At 68.7% G+C, this 15,196-nt stretch carries 15 protein-coding genes; 10 read left to right on the top strand and 5 right to left on the bottom strand.

What is annotated here, in order from left to right:
* Positions 1-20: 20 nt before the first annotated feature.
* Positions 21-1,178, top strand: a complete 1,158-nt coding sequence (rnd, locus tag BU124_RS13020; protein ID WP_084864013.1) for a ribonuclease D — start codon at positions 21-23, stop codon at positions 1,176-1,178.
* Positions 1,179-1,203: 25 nt separating this feature from the next.
* Here rnd and BU124_RS13015 read toward each other — a convergent pair whose 3' ends face one another.
* A complete protein-coding gene (locus tag BU124_RS13015; protein ID WP_084864012.1) occupies positions 1,204-1,692 on the bottom strand; it encodes a hypothetical protein in 489 nt (162 codons plus the stop codon).
* 139 nt (positions 1,693-1,831) lie between these two features.
* On the opposite strand from BU124_RS13015, the gene BU124_RS13010 reads away from it, so the two are divergent.
* The gene (locus BU124_RS13010) at positions 1,832-2,251 is read left to right on the top strand and encodes a SufE family protein (protein ID WP_084864011.1); all 420 of its coding nucleotides are present in this window, start codon (positions 1,832-1,834) and stop codon (positions 2,249-2,251) included.
* A 126-nt stretch (positions 2,252-2,377) separates the two neighbouring features.
* On the opposite strand, the gene BU124_RS13005 is transcribed toward BU124_RS13010, so the two are convergent.
* Together BU124_RS13005 and BU124_RS13000 are read right to left on the bottom strand one after the other, a co-directional pair.
* On the bottom strand, positions 2,378-3,007 hold the full coding sequence (locus BU124_RS13005) for a DUF1638 domain-containing protein (protein ID WP_084864010.1): 630 nt from the start codon (positions 3,005-3,007) through the stop codon (positions 2,378-2,380).
* 68 nt (positions 3,008-3,075) lie between these two features.
* Complete coding sequence (locus tag BU124_RS13000; RefSeq protein WP_084864009.1) at positions 3,076-3,780, bottom strand: corrinoid protein; 705 nt, start codon at positions 3,778-3,780, stop codon at positions 3,076-3,078.
* A 179-nt stretch (positions 3,781-3,959) separates the two neighbouring features.
* On the opposite strand from BU124_RS13000, the gene BU124_RS12995 reads away from it, so the two are divergent.
* Positions 3,960-5,045: a PA0069 family radical SAM protein gene (locus tag BU124_RS12995; RefSeq protein ID WP_084864008.1), complete on the top strand. Its 1,086-nt coding sequence runs from the start codon at positions 3,960-3,962 to the stop codon at positions 5,043-5,045.
* 22 nt (positions 5,046-5,067) lie between these two features.
* Here the strand turns inward: BU124_RS12995 and bmt are convergent, their stop codons facing one another.
* Positions 5,068-6,102, bottom strand: coding sequence for a betaine--homocysteine S-methyltransferase (gene bmt, locus BU124_RS12990; protein WP_084864007.1), 1,035 nt, complete (start codon positions 6,100-6,102; stop codon positions 5,068-5,070).
* Positions 6,103-6,161: 59 nt separating this feature from the next.
* Positions 6,162-6,476 carry a DUF1476 domain-containing protein gene (locus BU124_RS12985; RefSeq protein ID WP_084864006.1) on the bottom strand — a complete coding sequence of 105 codons (315 nt, stop codon included), beginning with the start codon at positions 6,474-6,476 and terminating at the stop codon, positions 6,162-6,164.
* A 143-nt stretch (positions 6,477-6,619) separates the two neighbouring features.
* Between BU124_RS12985 and purC the strand changes: the two genes are divergently transcribed.
* From purC to BU124_RS12950, 7 genes are all read left to right on the top strand, one after another.
* Positions 6,620-7,378, top strand: a complete 759-nt coding sequence (gene purC / locus BU124_RS12980; protein ID WP_084864005.1) for a phosphoribosylaminoimidazolesuccinocarboxamide synthase — start codon at positions 6,620-6,622, stop codon at positions 7,376-7,378.
* A 51-nt stretch (positions 7,379-7,429) separates the two neighbouring features.
* The gene (gene purS, locus BU124_RS12975) at positions 7,430-7,660 is read left to right on the top strand and encodes a phosphoribosylformylglycinamidine synthase subunit PurS (RefSeq protein WP_084864004.1); all 231 of its coding nucleotides are present in this window, start codon (positions 7,430-7,432) and stop codon (positions 7,658-7,660) included.
* Positions 7,661-7,705: 45 nt separating this feature from the next.
* Complete coding sequence (gene purQ / locus BU124_RS12970) at positions 7,706-8,374, top strand: phosphoribosylformylglycinamidine synthase subunit PurQ (protein ID WP_084864003.1); 669 nt, start codon at positions 7,706-7,708, stop codon at positions 8,372-8,374.
* A gap of 36 nt (positions 8,375-8,410) precedes the next feature.
* Positions 8,411-10,159 carry a sensor histidine kinase gene (locus BU124_RS12965; RefSeq protein WP_084864002.1) on the top strand — a complete coding sequence of 583 codons (1,749 nt, stop codon included), beginning with the start codon at positions 8,411-8,413 and terminating at the stop codon, positions 10,157-10,159.
* 8 nt (positions 10,160-10,167) lie between these two features.
* Entirely contained in the window at positions 10,168-11,502 is a 1,335-nt protein-coding gene (locus BU124_RS12960) for a sigma-54-dependent transcriptional regulator (protein ID WP_084864001.1), read from the top strand.
* Positions 11,499-12,164 (top strand): HAD family hydrolase, encoded by a 666-nt coding sequence (locus BU124_RS12955; RefSeq protein WP_245831698.1) that lies wholly within the window; start codon positions 11,499-11,501, stop codon positions 12,162-12,164. The genes BU124_RS12960 and BU124_RS12955 overlap by 4 nt, the downstream gene beginning before the upstream one ends.
* A gap of 413 nt (positions 12,165-12,577) precedes the next feature.
* Positions 12,578-15,196, top strand: a 2,619-nt coding sequence (locus tag BU124_RS12950; protein WP_143529993.1) for an Rne/Rng family ribonuclease, incomplete at its 3' end; no start/stop codon positions are given.

Raw genomic sequence — 15,196 nt, 5'->3', positions numbered from 1 at the left:
AAACAGGCTAAGGGACGCGCATGAAAACCATTACCAAGACCGAGGACCTTGCCGCCTTTTGCGCCGAAGCCGCCAAGCACCCCTACGTTACCGTCGATACCGAGTTCCTGCGCGAGCGGACCTATTATTCCAAGCTCTGCCTCGTGCAGCTGGCCTATCCGGGCGAGGGCGACGCGAACGCCGTGCTGGTCGATCCGCTGGTCGAGGGGCTGTCGCTGGCGCCGCTCTACGCGCTGTTCCGCGATCACGGCGTGGTCAAGGTGTTCCATGCCGCGCGCCAGGACCTCGAGATTTTCCACGTGGATGCCGGTATCATCCCCGAGCCGCTGTTCGATACGCAGGTCGCGGCCATGGTCTGCGGCTTTGGCGAGCAGGTCGGCTACGAGACGCTTGTGCGCAAGGTCGCCAGGGCCTCGTTGGACAAGTCGAGCCGCTTCACCGACTGGTCGCGCCGCCCGCTGACCGACGCGCAGAAGAACTACGCGCTGGCCGATGTCACTCACCTGCGCGTCATCTACGAGGAACTCGAGCGTCAGATCACCCGGTCGGGGCGCCGCAAGTGGGTGGCCGAGGAAATGTCGGTTCTGCAGGATCCGGCCACCTATCGCGTCGATCCCGCCGAGGCCTGGAAGCGCATCAAGACGCGGACCAGTTCGGGCAAGTTTCTGGCGGTGGTGCGCGAACTGGCCCGGTTCCGTGAGGCGCATGCCCAGGCCCGCAACATCCCCCGCAACCGGGTGTTCAAGGATGACGCGCTGGTGGAGCTGGCCTCGACCAAGCCGCAGTCGGACAAGGACCTGTCGCGCTCGCGGCTGCTGCTGCGCGAGGCCCGGCGCGGGGACATCGCCGCAGGCATCCTTGCGGCCGTCAAGGCGGGGCTGGAGACACCGCCCGAGGAGATGCCAAGGCCCGACACGACGCGCGAGAAACTGCAGGTCAACCCGGCGCTGGCCGACATGCTGCGCGTGCTGCTCAAGGCCCGGGCCGAGGGCGAGGGCGTGGCGCAGAAGCTGATCGCCAGTTCCGCCGACCTCGACGCGCTGGCCGCGGGCGACCGCGACGTGCCCGCGCTGAAAGGCTGGCGCAAGGAGGTCTTCGGGGCCGATGCGCTGCGGCTCTGCGCGGGCGAGATCGGCCTCGTGGTGCAGGGCCGCGAGGTGGTGGCGCGGGCGTTGTGACCGGGGCTGAAGCGCGGCCGTTGGCTCAGGGCCGGGCGCTGCGGCTGTTCTCGGTGCCGGTGACCCGCACGCGGGCAAGGCCCGCCAGCTGATCTGGCGAGAGAGTGTAGCCGACGGTGATCCGGCGGCTCGCAGGGTCGGCCCCGGCCTCGAAGGCGGGCGGCGCCTCGGCGCGCAGTTCCAGGGTCAGCTCGCCGTCCTCGACGGAGACGGGCACCAGGTCGGCGTTGAAATACCCCGGGCTGTCGGCCAGCCCCGTTGCCGAGACGAGGGCGCCATAGGGCGTTCTGTCGACCGACAGCGCAGTGATCCGCTGCACCGGCACGCGCTGGTCCACGACGACCGCGCCACGGGTTTCGGGCACAAGGGGCCGTCGCTCGGCCGGATCGGCGGCGACCTGTTGCGCGCCGCCGCCGCCGAACCAGTTGAGCGGGTTCACGGCGCTGTCGGCCAGCCGGGCGCAGCCCGAGGTGGTCGCCAGAACGAGTGCTGTCACAAGAATGCCGCGCCGCATGTCACGCTCCCCCGGGGTTTGCAGGCCTGATGCTGACCTTTCCAAAGGTTTAGCGCAGCTTGGCGCCCGTGAAAAGCACCCACTGGACGGCGGCGGCGCGCGGTCTTACATCCTGTAAGGAGCCGCAAGGAGCACGCGCATGGCCACGGATGACTTTGAAGAGATCGTCGAGACCTTCGACTTCCTGGACGACTGGGAGGATCGGTATGCCCAGGTGATCGACATGGGCAAGGCGATGGAGCCGCTAGAAGAGGCGCTGAAAGTGCCGGCCACCAAGGTTGACGGCTGCGCCAGCCAAGTCTGGTTGGTGCCCAGGATCGAGAACGGCATCTTCTCGTTTCGCGGCGACAGTGACGCTATGATCGTGCGTGGCCTGATCGCGACGCTCGCGGCGCTCTACAACGGGCGGCCCGTAGAAGAGGTGCCGCAGGTGGACGCCCGCGCCGAGCTTGGCCGGCTGCAACTGACCGAACATCTTTCGGCGCAGCGCTCGAACGGGCTGCGCGCCATGATCGAGCGCATCCACGGTGTTGCGGCCTCCGAGGAAACGGTGGGTTAACGCGACGCCGGGACGCCGCGCGTTGCCCCGGTCGGGGCAACGACGCCCCGCCCGCCGTCCCGGGAAGTTTGCTGCCCCGGACGCCGCCGTTTATCGACCAAGATGAAAGGCGGCGGGCGGGCGCGATCAGGCCTGTCTAGACAGTTCGGCGGCCAGGTCGCCATAGCCGGTGAAGCGTCGCTCGAAGGCCAGCCCGAGTTTGTCGGCGCAGGCGCGCGCCGTTTCTGTCAGCGCAGGGTCGTCGGTCTGGGCGAGGAAGACCAGTTTCTCGTAGTGGCCGAAGTACATGTCCCGCAGTTCGGGGTGGCGGTCGAGGCCCAGCGGGCGGGTCACGAAGGCGTCGAACTGGCGGGCCAGGAAATCCGTCAGGTAGAAGCTGGTGACGTTGTCCTCGGCCTTGGCGGCAAAGCTGTCGGTGCCCTCGAAGAAGGCATAGCAATGCGGGCCCGGAATCATCTCGACGCCGAGGGCATCGCAGGCGCGCTGCAGTTGCCCGCCGGTGCCGCAGTCGGCATAGACCACGAATATGCGGTCGTAGGCGGCGCGGTGTTTCTCGATCGCCGCGACCACCGCCGGGGTGATCTTGTCGGGAGTGTTGTGCAGGATGGCTGGCAGGCAATGCAGGTCCATGTGGGACCAGCCGTTGGCCCGGATCAGCGCCAGGATTTCGCGTGCCAGTGCGCCGCAGGCCAGCAGCAGCACGCGGCCCCGGCCCTGTACGGACAGGCCTGTCTCCGTCAGCGTGCGGTCGTCCATGCGGCCCCCGATGCGAAACGGCCCCGCCCGGGCCGGGGCGAGGCCGCGATACCGATGCGGGCGCTGCCTCAGCCCGCGGCCATCTGATTGTGCTTGCGCGCGACGTGGTCCTTGGCTGTTTCCACGGCCACGGCGGCATCGCGGCAGTAGGCGTCGGCCCCGATGGCGCGCCCGAATTCCTCGTTCAGCGGGGCGCCGCCGACCAGCACGATGTAGTCGTCGCGCAGGCCCTGATCGACCATGGTGTCGATGACGACCTTCATGTAGGGCATCGTCGTCGTCAGCAGCGCCGACATTCCGAGGATGTCGGGCTTGTGCTCTTCCAGCGCCTCGAGGTAGTTCTCGACCGGGTTGTTGATGCCGATGTCGACGACCTCGAAACCTGCGCCCTCCATCATCATCGACACCAGGTTCTTGCCGATGTCGTGGATGTCGCCCTTTACCGTGCCGATCACCATGGAGCCCATGCGCGGGGCGCCGGTTTCGGCCAGCAGCGGCTTGAGGATGGACATGCCGCCCTTCATGGCGTTGGCGGCCAGCAGCACCTCGGGCACGAAAAGGATACCGTCGCGGAAGTCCTTGCCGACCACGGTCATGCCGCCGACCAGCGCCTCGGTCAGGATGCGGTAGGGCGCCCAGCCGCGTTCCAGCAGGATGTTCACGCCCTCCTCGATCTCGTCCTTGAGACCGTCGTAGAGGTCGTCGAACATCTGTTCGACCAGTTCCTCGTCGTCGAGATCGGCCAGGATGACGTCTTGCTCTTCGTCCGACATGGGCGTGTCCTCTTTGCCTGCGCTTGCCCCGGATTTGCGCCGAAATGTCGCAATTGGTCTGGACCGATTGCGACATGGGGGGCCTGTCATGCGACCTTGTCACGGCAAGTCACGCGGAAATGAGCCGCCCATCGCACGCCGGGGGTTGCAAGTGTTCGTGTTTCGTTCATGCTGCCGACATGACTGAGCCGGGCAAGTCACTCTGCGACGGGCAGGCGCGCGGGCGCGGCTCGCTGGACAATGCCGTGGGCCGGTTCGAGCCCTATGCCCGGGTGCGGGTGGACGATGGCTGGGGCACCGAAGATGCCGCGCCGCCCCTACGCACGCAGGTGGCCCACGAACGCCCGCGCAGCGCCATCACGCGCAATTCCTCGCCAGATCTGTCCTTTGACCGCTCGGTGAATGTCTACCGCGGCTGCGAACACGGCTGCATCTACTGTTTCGCCCGGCCCGGGCATGCCTGGCTGGGGCTGTCGCCGGGGCTGGACTTCGAGACGCGGCTGGTGGCGCGGCCCGGCATTGCCGAGGTGCTGGAGCGCGAGCTGCGCCGCAAGAGCTACCGCCCGGCAACGCTGGCCATCGGCACCTATACCGACCCTTACCAGCCCATCGAGGCCACGCATGGCCTGATGCGCGAGGTGCTGGCGGTGTTGCGCCGGTTTCGCCATCCGGTCGGAATCGTCACCAAGGGCAGCCTGATTGAGCGCGATATCGACATCCTGGGCGAGATGGCCGCCGAGGGACTGTGCGCGGTCGGGGTTTCTGTGACGACGCTGGACCGCGCCGTGGCCCGCGAGATGGAGCCGCGCGTGCCCACGCCCGCCCGGCGCTTGCAGGTGATCGAACGGCTGGCCGCGGCAGGGGTGCCGGTGCGCATCTGCGCGTCGCCGCTGGTGCCGGGGCTGACCGATCACGAGCTCGAGGCGATCCTGGAAGCGGGCGCCGGGGCCGGGGCGGTCGCCGCGTCGATGATCCCGCTGCGCCTGCCGCGCGAGGTCGCGGGGCTGTTCGCGGAGTGGGTCGCCGCGGCCTATCCCGACCGGGCGGGCAAGGTCATGCGGCGGGTGCGCGACCTGCACGGCGGGCAGGACTACGACCCCGCGTTTGGCCGCCGCATGACGGGGCAGGGGACCTGGGCGCAGCTTTACCGCGCGCGGTTCCAAACGGCCTGCACGCGGCTGGGACTGGCGCGCAAGATGCCTGCGCTGCGCTCGGACCTTTTCGCGGTGCCGCTGGACACGCCGGATCAACCCAGCCTGTTCTAGATCACCGGATCCGGACGGCCCGTCATCCCCGCCGGCGGCGGCCGCCCCGGCGCGGGCTGGGGGCATCGGTCGCGTCCTCGGTACCGTCGGCGGCCGAGGAGAAGCCGCCCAGCGCGGCGGCGATCTGGTCCAGCGTGGGGCGCGCGCCGGTCTCGCGCGTTTCCAGCGCCTCGCGCATGGCGCGCAGATGCTCGGGCGTGGTGCCGCAGCAGCCGCCGATGAGCCTGGCGCCGCAGTCGCGGGCGAGCGCGGCGTAGTCGGCCATCAGGGCGGGGGTACCGTCGTAATGGATGTGCCCGTCGACGTATTTCGGGATACCGGCGTTGCCCTTGGCGATCATCGGGGTTTCCGGCCCGGCCGCGGCGAATCCGAGCATGGTGCGCAGCAGGTCCGAGGCCCCGACCCCGCAGTTGGCCCCGAAGGCCAGCGGCGGATGGTCCAGCTTGTCTACCATCTTGACCATGTCGGCGCTGGTCAGCCCCATCATGGTGCGCCCGGCGGTGTCGAAGCTCATGGTGCCGCACCAGGGCATCTCCGCCAACGCGAAGGCCTGTGCGGCGGCCTTGTATTCCTCGGGCGCGCTGATGGTTTCCAGCCAGAGCACGTCGGCGCCCCCCGCTTTCAGCGCCTCGGCCTGTTCGTGGAAGATCTCGACGGCGATCTCGTGGGTCAGGCTGCCCATTGGGGCCATGATCTCGCCCGTGGGGCCAACCGAGCCGGCGACGACGACGTCCCGCCCGGCGGTATCGGCAACCTCGCGGCCCAGCTCGGCGGCGGCGCGGTTCAACTCCCCGACGCGATCCTGACCGTCGTGCAGTTTCAGCCGCGCCGCATTGGCCCCGAAGGAGTTGGTCAGGAACAGGTCCGACCCGGCCTCGACCGCCCCGGAATAGAGCGCGCGCACGCGGTCGGGGTGGTCGAGGGTCCAGAACTCGGGCGCATCGCCCGATTGCAGCCCCATGTTGAACAGCGTGGTACCCGTCGCGCCATCCGCCAGCAGCCAGTCGCGACGGGCCAGCAGGCGGGACAGGGCATTGTCCGGCGGGGTCTGGGGCATGGCGGCCTCCGGTCTGGTCGGTCGGGGCTGTGCTGCCGGGCAGGCGCCCGGGACGCGGCTCAGTCTTCGCTGGCGAGCTGCGCCTTGGCGTCCTTGAGGCACTCGGCCATCTTGGCGCGGATCGTCGCCTCGTCGGCCGTGTCGCCCAGATCGCCGGAAAGCTTGCGGTAGACGTCCTCGTGGCCGGCCTCTTCGAAGTCGGCCTTCACGACCTCCTTGGCATAGGCCTCGGCGGCCTCGCCGGACTTGCCCAGAAGCTCGGCCGCCCAGAGCCCGACCAGCTTGTTGCGGCGGGCCTCGGCCTTGAACTGCATCTCGGCGTCGTGGGCGAACTTGTTCTCGAAGGCGTTCTCGCGGTCATCGAAGGTGGACATGGGGTGAGCCTCGTTGTTGCAGGGATCCGGGCAGGTGTTCGACCCTGATATGCCCGCTGGAAGGCTTGCCCGCAAGGGACGCTTGCCCTAAGAGGCGCAGATGCCGCGACCCGCACCGGGTCGCCGGCGGAAACGGAGCATCAATGGCACGGCGCAACAAGATCTACGAAGGCAAGGCGAAGGTGCTCTACGAAGGGCCGGAGCCGGGCACCCTGGTGCAGTATTTCAAGGACGACGCCACCGCCAACAACGCCGAGAAGCGCGACGTGGTCGACGGCAAGGGCGTGCTCAACAACCGCCTGAGCGAGTTCTTCATGACCGGGCTGGGCAACATCGGCGTGCCGACCCATTTCATCAAGCGCCTGAACATGCGCGAACAGCTGATCCGCCAGGTCGAGGTGATCCCGCTGGAGGTGATCGTGCGCAACTATGCCGCCGGGTCCATGGCCAAGCGCCTCGGCCTGGAAGAGGGCACGCGGCTGCCCCGGCCCCTCGTCGAGTATTCCTACAAGGAAGACGCCCTCGGCGACCCGCTGGTGCCCGAGGAATACATCCTCGCCTTCGGCTGGGCCACGCAGCAGGACCTTGACGACATCCTGTCGCTGGCGCTGCGGGTCAACGATTTCATGTCCGGCGTCATGCACGGGGTGGGGATCCGGCTGGTGGACTTCAAGATCGAGGTCGGCCGGCTCTGGGATGGCGATTACATGCGCCTCGTCGTCGCCGACGAGATCAGCCCCGACAGCTGCCGCTTGTGGGATGTCGAGACCGGCCAGAAGCTCGACAAGGACGTGTTCCGCCGCGACCTCGGCAACCTGACCGATGCCTACACCGAGGTAGCCCGCCGCCTGGGCGTGATCCCGGCCAATTCCGCCCATCCCAAGCCGACACTGATCAACTGAGCGCCAGGCGCGGCGGCGACCGCGATCCGAAATGAAAACAGGAGCCCGCCGATGAAAGCGACCGTGACCGTCATGCCGAAACAGGGTGTTCTCGACCCGCAGGGCGAGGCCGTGCGCCAAGCGCTGGGCGCGCTGGGCTTCGACGGGGTCGCAGGCGTGCGCCAGGGCAAGGTGATCGAGCTGGACCTCGCCGACGGCACCACCGAGGACACCGTGCGCGAGATGTGCGAGGCGCTGCTGGCCAACACCGTGATCGAGAGTTATCGGATCGAGATCGGCTGACCGGCACGATCCCGTCCCGGGCCACCACCCTGTGAAGGAGAGCCCATGAAAGCCGCCGTCCTGCAATTTCCCGGCTCGAACTGCGACCGTGACCTCGCCGTGGCCCTGCGCGCGGCCGGCGCCGATGTCACCATCGTCTGGCACAAGCAGGACGGTCTGCCGGCGGGCACGGACCTTGTCGCGGTTCCCGGCGGCTTTTCCTTTGGCGACTATCTGCGTTGCGGCGCCATCGCCGCGCGATCGCCGATCTGCCGGGCGCTGGTCGATCACGCCGGGCGCGGCGGCTACGTTCTGGGCGTTTGCAACGGCTTTCAGGTGCTGACCGAAACCGGGGTGCTGCCCGGCGCTCTGATGCGCAACCGACACCTCAAGTATATCTGCAAACCCGTTGATCTGACGGTGGAAACGACCCAAAGCGCCTTTACCGCCAGCTATGGGCAGGGCGACACGATAACGGTGCCCATCGCGCATCACGACGGCAATTATTTCGCCGAGGACGCGGTGCTAGAGGCGCTGCGCGCCGAGGACCGGATCGCCTTCACCTACCGCGACAACCCCAACGGGTCGGTCGCCGACATCGCCGGCATACTGTCGAACAACCGCCGCGTGCTGGGGATGATGCCGCACCCCGAACGGGCCGCCGATCCGGCCCTGGGCGGCCGCGACGGGGCGGCGCTCTTCTCGGGGCTGGTCGGGCAATTGGCCGAGGCCTGATGGACGCCGCGCCCGGGCCGGGATAGGCTCGCGCCCATGTCGGAGGACGATCAGACACGCCGCGCGGGCGGCAACTGGGCGGTGCGGCTCACGGTGCTGGGCTTGCTGGCCGTGGCGGCGACGGTGGTCTACTGGTCGGACCGGCTGCTGACGGAACGCTTCACCGAGCGCACCCGCAACAGTGCCGAGGTGCGCGTGGCGCTCTACTCGGCCAACCTGCTCAGCGAGTTGCAGCGCAATTCCATCGTGCCGCAGCTCCTGGCGCGCGACCCGGCGCTGATCGGGGCGCTGAACTCGGGCGACTATTCGCAATCGACGGCGCGGCTGCTGAGCTTCGTGGACGAGATCGGCGCCGCCTCGCTGCTGCTGCTGGATCAGGACGGTCGCATCGTCGCCGCGACCGATCGCGAACGGCTGGGCGAGACGCAGGATTCCAGCCCGCACTTCTACGAGGCGATGCGGTCCAACGAGACGGTTTTCACCGTCGAGGAACGCGCTGAGGGCGGATTCGCCTTCACCTACGCGCGCCGGATCGAGGCCAACCAGGTCACGCTGGGGGTGGTCGCCGTCGAGGTGGATCTTGCCAAGCTCGAACGCAGCTGGGCCGGCATCTCGGATGCGGTCATGGTCACCGACAGTGACGGGCGCGTGATCCTGGCGACTGAGCCGCGCTGGCGCGGGCGCCCTGCCGAGGAGGCGCTGTCGCTGGTCGCGCCGCAGACGGCGATCGAGCGGGGCCTGCGCGGCGCGCCGGGCTGGTCGGCCCTGCCGATCGAGGGCTACCTGCGCGGCGACGGCGTCATGCGCCAGGAGGTGCGCGTGCCGTTCCAGGGCTGGCGGCTGGTCAGCTTTACCACCTACGCCTCGGTGCGCGAGCGGGTGAACTCGATCCTGGCGCTGGAAATCATGGGCTTCGCGATTCTGCTGTCGCTGGTCTTCTGGGGGCTGAGCCGGAAGTCGGCGCTGCGCATGCGCGTCTTCCAGCGCGAGTCGGCGGAGCTTCGCCAGCTGAACGTCCGCCTGCAGCGGGAAATCGCCGAGCGCGAGAAGGTCCAGAAGGACCTGGAGGTGGCCGAGCAGACCGTCGCGCAGACCTCGAAACTGGCCGCCCTGGGCGAGATGTCGGCCGCCGTCAGCCACGAGTTGAACCAGCCGCTGGCCGCGATGAAGACCTACCTCGCGGGGGCCCGGCTGCTTCTGGCGCGGCACCGCCCCGAGGAGGCGCTGGCCAGTTTCCAGCGCATCGACGGGCTGATCGAGCGCATGGGCCAGATCACCAAGCAGTTGAAATCCTACGCGCGCAAGGGCGGCGACACGCTCGAACCAGTCGACGTCAAGCAGGCCGTGCTCTCGGCGCTGTCGATGATGGAGCCTCAGTTGCGCCAGCGCCAGGTGGCGATCACCCAGACCCTGCCCGACGGGGCGGTGCGGGTGCTGGCCGACCGGCTGCGGCTGGAACAGGTCATCATCAACCTGTTGCGCAACGCGCTGGACGCCACCAAGCCGGTCGCCGATCCGGCCGTCGACATCCTGCTGGCCCAGGGCGAGACGGTGCGCCTGAGCCTGCGCGACAACGGCCCCGGCATCGGCGATCTCGACAGTCTGTTCGAACCCTTCTACACGACCAAGGAACCCGGCGACGGGGTCGGCCTGGGCCTTGCCATTTCCTCGGGCATCGTGACCGATTTCGGCGGCCGGCTGACGGCGCGCAACGCCGCCGACGGCGGCGCGGTTTTCGAGGTGCAATTGCCGGCCTGGACGGCGGAACGTGAAGCAGCGGAGTGAGGTGCGCCATGGCACAGGCCATGAAAATCGCCATCGTGGACGACGAACAGGACATGCGGCAGTCGATCTCGCAGTGGCTGGCGCTGTCGGGCTACGACACCGAGGCCTTTGCCAGCGCCGAGGAGGCGCTCAAGGGCATCGGCAGCGACTATCCCGGCATCGTCGTCACCGACATCCGCATGCCCGGCATGGACGGGATGCAGTTCCTCAAGAAACTCAAGAGCCAGGACAGCGCGCTGCCGGTCATCATGATCACCGGGCACGGCGACGTGCCCATGGCCGTCGAGGCAATGCGGGTCGGGGCCTACGATTTCCTGGAAAAACCCTTCAACCCCGATCGCATGACGGAACTGGCCCGCAAGGCGGCGACCATGCGGCGGCTGGCGCTGGACAACCGGGCCCTGCGCCGCGAATTGTCCGACGGTGGCGCGCTGATGTCCAAGCTGATCGGCGCAAGCCCGGTGATGGAGCGCCTCAGGGAGGACCTGCTGGATCTCGGCCAGGCCGACGGCCACGTCCTGATCGAGGGCGAGACCGGCACCGGCAAGACGCTGGTGGCCCATGCGCTCCATGCCGTGGGGGCACGGGCCAGCAAGAAATTCGTGCTGATCTCGTGCCAGGCCTACGACGACGCGGCGCTGGCGCGGCGGCTGTTCGGCCCGGTCGAGCAGGACGACCCGATCCCGGCCATGGAAGAGGCCCGCGGCGGCACGCTGGTGCTTGAGGACATCGAGGCCCTGAGCCGCGACAGCCAGGCCCGCCTGCTGACGGCCATGAACGAGCAGGGCACCCCGGGCGAGACCCGCATCGTGGCCATCTGCAACCTTCAGGACGAGGGCAAGACCTGCGAGAGCGAGCTGCGCTCGGACCTGTTCTACCGGCTGGCCGCGCTGCGCATCACCGTGCCGCCCCTGCGCCAGCGCGGCGAGGATATCCTGGCGCTCTTCACCAGGCTGAGCGAGCAGTTCGCCGAGGAATACGGCTGTGACGCGCCCCAGGTCAGCGCCCAGGAGGCCGCGCAGCTGTTGCAGGCGCCCTGGCCGGGCAACGTGCGCCAGTTGATCAACGTGGCCGAACGCGCGGTGTTGCAGAACCGGCGCGGGACGGGCTCCATCGCCTCGCTGCTGATGACTGACGCCGAGGTGCCCGAGCAGGCCATGACGACCGAAGGCAAGCCGCTCAAGGAATATGTCGAGGCTTTCGAGCGGATGCTGATCGACAACACCATGCGCCGGCACCGCGGCTCCATCGCAAACGTGATGGAGGAGCTGTCGCTGCCGCGGCGCACGCTCAACGAGAAGATGGCCAAGTACGGCCTGCAACGGTCGGACTACCTGGAGTGAGCGACAGCCCCCGCGCCTTGCTGTTCGACATGGACGGTCTGCTGCTGGACACCGAGCGGGTGGTGCAGGTCGCCTTCGTCGCCGAATGCGCCCGGCTGGGCCACTCCGGCCGGGCGGCGGGCGAGTTTTTCCTGACGCTGGTTGGCACCGGGCAGGCCGAGTCCGCCGCGCGCATCGCGCGGTTTCTTGGCCCGGGCGCGGATCTCGACGGCTTCGGCGCCGCCGTCGAGGCCGCCTTCGAGCGGGGCGTCGCCGAGGGCGTGGCCCTGCGCCCCACGGTGGCCGAGGTGATCCCCGCATTGGCCGCGCGCGGGCACGCCATGGCCGTCGTCACCTCGACCGCCGGGGACCGTGCGCGTCATCACCTGGACCGGGCCGGCCTGCTGGGGCACTTCCGCTTCGTGCTGGGCGGCGACGAAGTGCCCAGCCCAAAGCCCGACCCCGCGCCCTACCGCCTGGCCGCCGCGCGGCTGGGCCATGATCCGGCCCATGCGCTGGCCTTCGAGGACAGCGACACCGGCACCACGGCGGCGGTGCGGGCGGGCTGCACCACCGTGCAGATCCCCGACCTGCGCCCGGCGGGCCGGCCGCTGCCCGCGCTGGGCCAGCATGTCAGCGACAGCCTTGCCGCCGGGCTCGCCCGGTTCGGTCTGCCCGGCTGATTTCGGGCAAACGTCAGTTTCACATTGTAATTTGCCCCGTGCCTCCCTTATGACGGGGGAACGGATTGTGGACAGGAGTGGTCCTGCCCCAGCCGGACCCGGATTTTCCGTCGCGGCGTCGCGGAGAAAGACCCGACCCGCACGGACCACAGGATATGGTGCTGCCGTCGGCAGGCCATAGGAACAGCCCGCGGGCGCGGACCCTGACAGGATCATCGCGCCGGGCCACTGAGTTGGCGGCCGCATGGCCGTCGGAGAAGAAACGCGATGCACGGCGCGAGCAGGACAAACCGGAAAGGCGCGGCCCAAGGGCCCGCTCTGGTCGTCCCCGCGCGCATCGCCAGCACTGGACATGACGCGGACAGGGCCGCGCCCCCCGGGGCGCGGGCTGTCGCGTTGTGCGAATGGACAACATGGCCAAGAAAATGCTCATCGATGCCACCCACGCGGAAGAGACCCGCGTCGTGGTGGTCGACGGAAACAAGGTCGAGGAATTCGACTTCGAGACACAATCCCGCCGCCAGCTTGCGGGCAACATCTACCTAGCCAAGGTCACGCGGGTCGAACCCTCGCTGCAGGCCGCCTTTGTCGATTACGGCGGCAACCGGCACGGCTTTCTGGCGTTCTCGGAAATCCACCCCGACTATTACCAGATCCCCACCGCCGACCGCGAGGCGCTGCTGGCCGAGGAACGCGCCTATGCCGAAGCGATGAAGGCCGAGGCCGACGCCGAGGACGACCCCAAGTCGAAACCCAAGCGCCGTCGGTCGCGGGCCAAGCCCAAGGCCGCCTCGGGCACCGAGGCGACAATCAGCGCCGAGCCGGCCGAGGCGCAGGAAACGCCCGAGGAGGAGACCTCGGGCGATATCGCCGGCATGCAGGTGCTCGACGGTGTCGGGGACACGGCCGGGCCCGACGAGGGCAGCTCGCCCATGGAAACCGTGGCCGAGACCCCGGTCGAGACCCCGGCCGCCGACGAGCACGACGGCAGCGCCGGTTCCGGCGATGCCAGCGCCCGTGACGACAGCATCGAGAGCGTCGCCGACGAGGACGACAGCGAAGAGGTGCGCCCGGTGCGCAAGCCGCGCCCGCGCCGCTACAAGATTCAGGAGGTCGTCAAGGTCCGCCAGATCCTGCTGGTGCAGGTCGTCAAGGAAGAACGCGGCAACAAGGGGGCCGCGCTGACCACCTACCTGTCGCTGGCTGGCCGCTACTGCGTGCTCATGCCCAACACCGCCCGGGGCGGCGGCATCAGCCGCAAGATCACCAATGCCGCCGACCGCAAGAAGCTCAAGGCGATCGCCGGGGAAATGGACGTGCCCGCGGGCGCGGGTCTGATCATCCGCACCGCCGGGTCCCAGCGCACCAAGACCGAGATCAAGCGCGACTACGAATACCTGCAGCGCCTTTGGGAACAGATTCGCGCGCTGACGCTGAAGTCCATCGCCCCCGCGCCGATCTACGAAGAGGGCAACCTGATCAAGCGCTCGATCCGCGATCTCTACAACAAGGAGATCGACGAGGTGCTGGTCGAGGGCGACGCGGGCTATCGCACCGCCAAGGACTTCATGAAGATGATCATGCCGTCCCACGCCCGCAACGTGAAGCACTACACCGAGGGCCTGCCGCTGTTCGCGCGTTACCAGGTCGAGGGGTATCTGGGCAACATGTTCAACCCAACGGTGCAGTTGCCTTCGGGCGGCTACATCGTGATCGGCGTGACCGAGGCGCTGGTGGCCATCGACGTGAACTCGGGCAAGGCCACCAAGGAAGGCTCGATCGAGCAGACCGCGACCAAGACCAATCTGGAGGCCGCCGACGAGATCGCCCGCCAGTTGCGCCTGCGCGACCTGGCCGGGCTGATCGTCATCGACTTCATCGACATGGACGAGCGCAAGAACAACGCCGCCGTGGAAAAGCGCGTGAAAGAGCGGCTCAAGACCGACCGCGCGCGCATCCAGGTGGGCCGCATCTCGGGCTTCGGCCTCATGGAGATGTCGCGCCAGCGGCTGCGCCCCGGCATGCTCGAGGCGACGACCCAGCCCTGTCCGCATTGCCACGGCACCGGGTTGCTGCGCTCGGATGACAACGTGGCACTGGCGATCCTGCGCCAGATCGAGGAAGAGGGCGTGCGCGGTCGCACCCGCGAGGTGCTGGTCAAGGCCCCGGTGGGAATCGTCAACTACCTTATGAATCGCAAGCGCGAACACATCGCCCAGATCGAGGCGCGCTATGGGCTGTCGGTGCGGCTCGAGGCGGATGTCGCCCTGGTCTCGCCGGACTTCCAGATCGAGAAGTTCAAGCAGGCCACTCGAACCGTGGCCGAGGTGGACAGCGCGGTGATCTCGTCGGAAACTGCCGTCATGGCCGATGCCGAGGAGGAGCCTGCGGCGGCAGACGAGAGTGCCCCTGCACCGGATGCCGCGGCCGCCGAGGGCGAGGAGCAGCCCAAGAAGAAGCGCCGGCGTCGCCGCCGGCGGCGCAAGGGCAATGGCGCGGGCGAGGGCCAGGCCGCCGATCAGCAGTCTGCCGAGTCGTCGACCGTCCAGGCTGCGGCTGACGCGCCCACGGAGGCGCAGGCGCCCGCAACGAACGAAGAGTCCACGGCCGACGCGGCCGAGGACACGCCCAAGCCCAAGCGGACCCGCAGCCGCCGCAAGACCTCCGACACCGCGGCCCCGGCCGCCGAGGACAGTGGCGTGAAGACCAGGGGAGATGCTGCGACCGAGTCCGGCGCCGGGTCGGAAGATGCGCCCAAGAAGAAGCGGACCCGCAGCCGCAAGAAGAAGGTCGCGGACCAAACGGAGGAGGCCGCGCCTGCCGCTCAGCCGGATGCCGATGAAGCGGACGCCACGCCCGCGGAAGAGGCCCCCAAGCCCAAGCGGACACGGTCACGCAAGAAGAAGGCCGACGCCGCGCCGGTGGACAGCGCCCCGACCGCTGATGCGGACTCGGCCTCGGCGCCAGCGCCGAACCCGGTGGCCCCCGACGAGGCGCCGGCGCCGAGCCCCGCCCCGACGCCGAACCCCACG

Source organism: Salibaculum halophilum (genome assembly GCF_002094885.1).
GTDB lineage: Bacteria > Pseudomonadota > Alphaproteobacteria > Rhodobacterales > Rhodobacteraceae > Salibaculum > Salibaculum halophilum.
The sequence above is the reverse complement of the archived record's forward strand: the minus strand, read 5'-3'. Positions and strand labels throughout refer to the sequence as shown.

Bases quoted from the DNA above. Each gene is read 5' to 3' on its own strand.
- rnd (WP_084864013.1), top strand. From the start codon at position 21: ATGAAAACCATTACCAAGACCGAGGACCTTGCCGCCTTTTGCGCCGAA.
- BU124_RS13015 (WP_084864012.1), bottom strand. From the start codon at position 1,692: ATGCGGCGCGGCATTCTTGTGACAGCACTCGTTCTGGCGACCACCTCG.
- BU124_RS13010 (WP_084864011.1), top strand. From the start codon at position 1,832: ATGGCCACGGATGACTTTGAAGAGATCGTCGAGACCTTCGACTTCCTG.
- BU124_RS13005 (WP_084864010.1), bottom strand. From the start codon at position 3,007: ATGGACGACCGCACGCTGACGGAGACAGGCCTGTCCGTACAGGGCCGG.
- BU124_RS13000 (WP_084864009.1), bottom strand. From the start codon at position 3,780: ATGTCGGACGAAGAGCAAGACGTCATCCTGGCCGATCTCGACGACGAG.
- BU124_RS12995 (WP_084864008.1), top strand. From the start codon at position 3,960: ATGACTGAGCCGGGCAAGTCACTCTGCGACGGGCAGGCGCGCGGGCGC.
- bmt (WP_084864007.1), bottom strand. From the start codon at position 6,102: ATGCCCCAGACCCCGCCGGACAATGCCCTGTCCCGCCTGCTGGCCCGT.
- BU124_RS12985 (WP_084864006.1), bottom strand. From the start codon at position 6,476: ATGTCCACCTTCGATGACCGCGAGAACGCCTTCGAGAACAAGTTCGCC.
- purC (WP_084864005.1), top strand. From the start codon at position 6,620: ATGGCACGGCGCAACAAGATCTACGAAGGCAAGGCGAAGGTGCTCTAC.
- purS (WP_084864004.1), top strand. From the start codon at position 7,430: ATGAAAGCGACCGTGACCGTCATGCCGAAACAGGGTGTTCTCGACCCG.
- purQ (WP_084864003.1), top strand. From the start codon at position 7,706: ATGAAAGCCGCCGTCCTGCAATTTCCCGGCTCGAACTGCGACCGTGAC.
- BU124_RS12965 (WP_084864002.1), top strand. From the start codon at position 8,411: ATGTCGGAGGACGATCAGACACGCCGCGCGGGCGGCAACTGGGCGGTG.
- BU124_RS12960 (WP_084864001.1), top strand. From the start codon at position 10,168: ATGGCACAGGCCATGAAAATCGCCATCGTGGACGACGAACAGGACATG.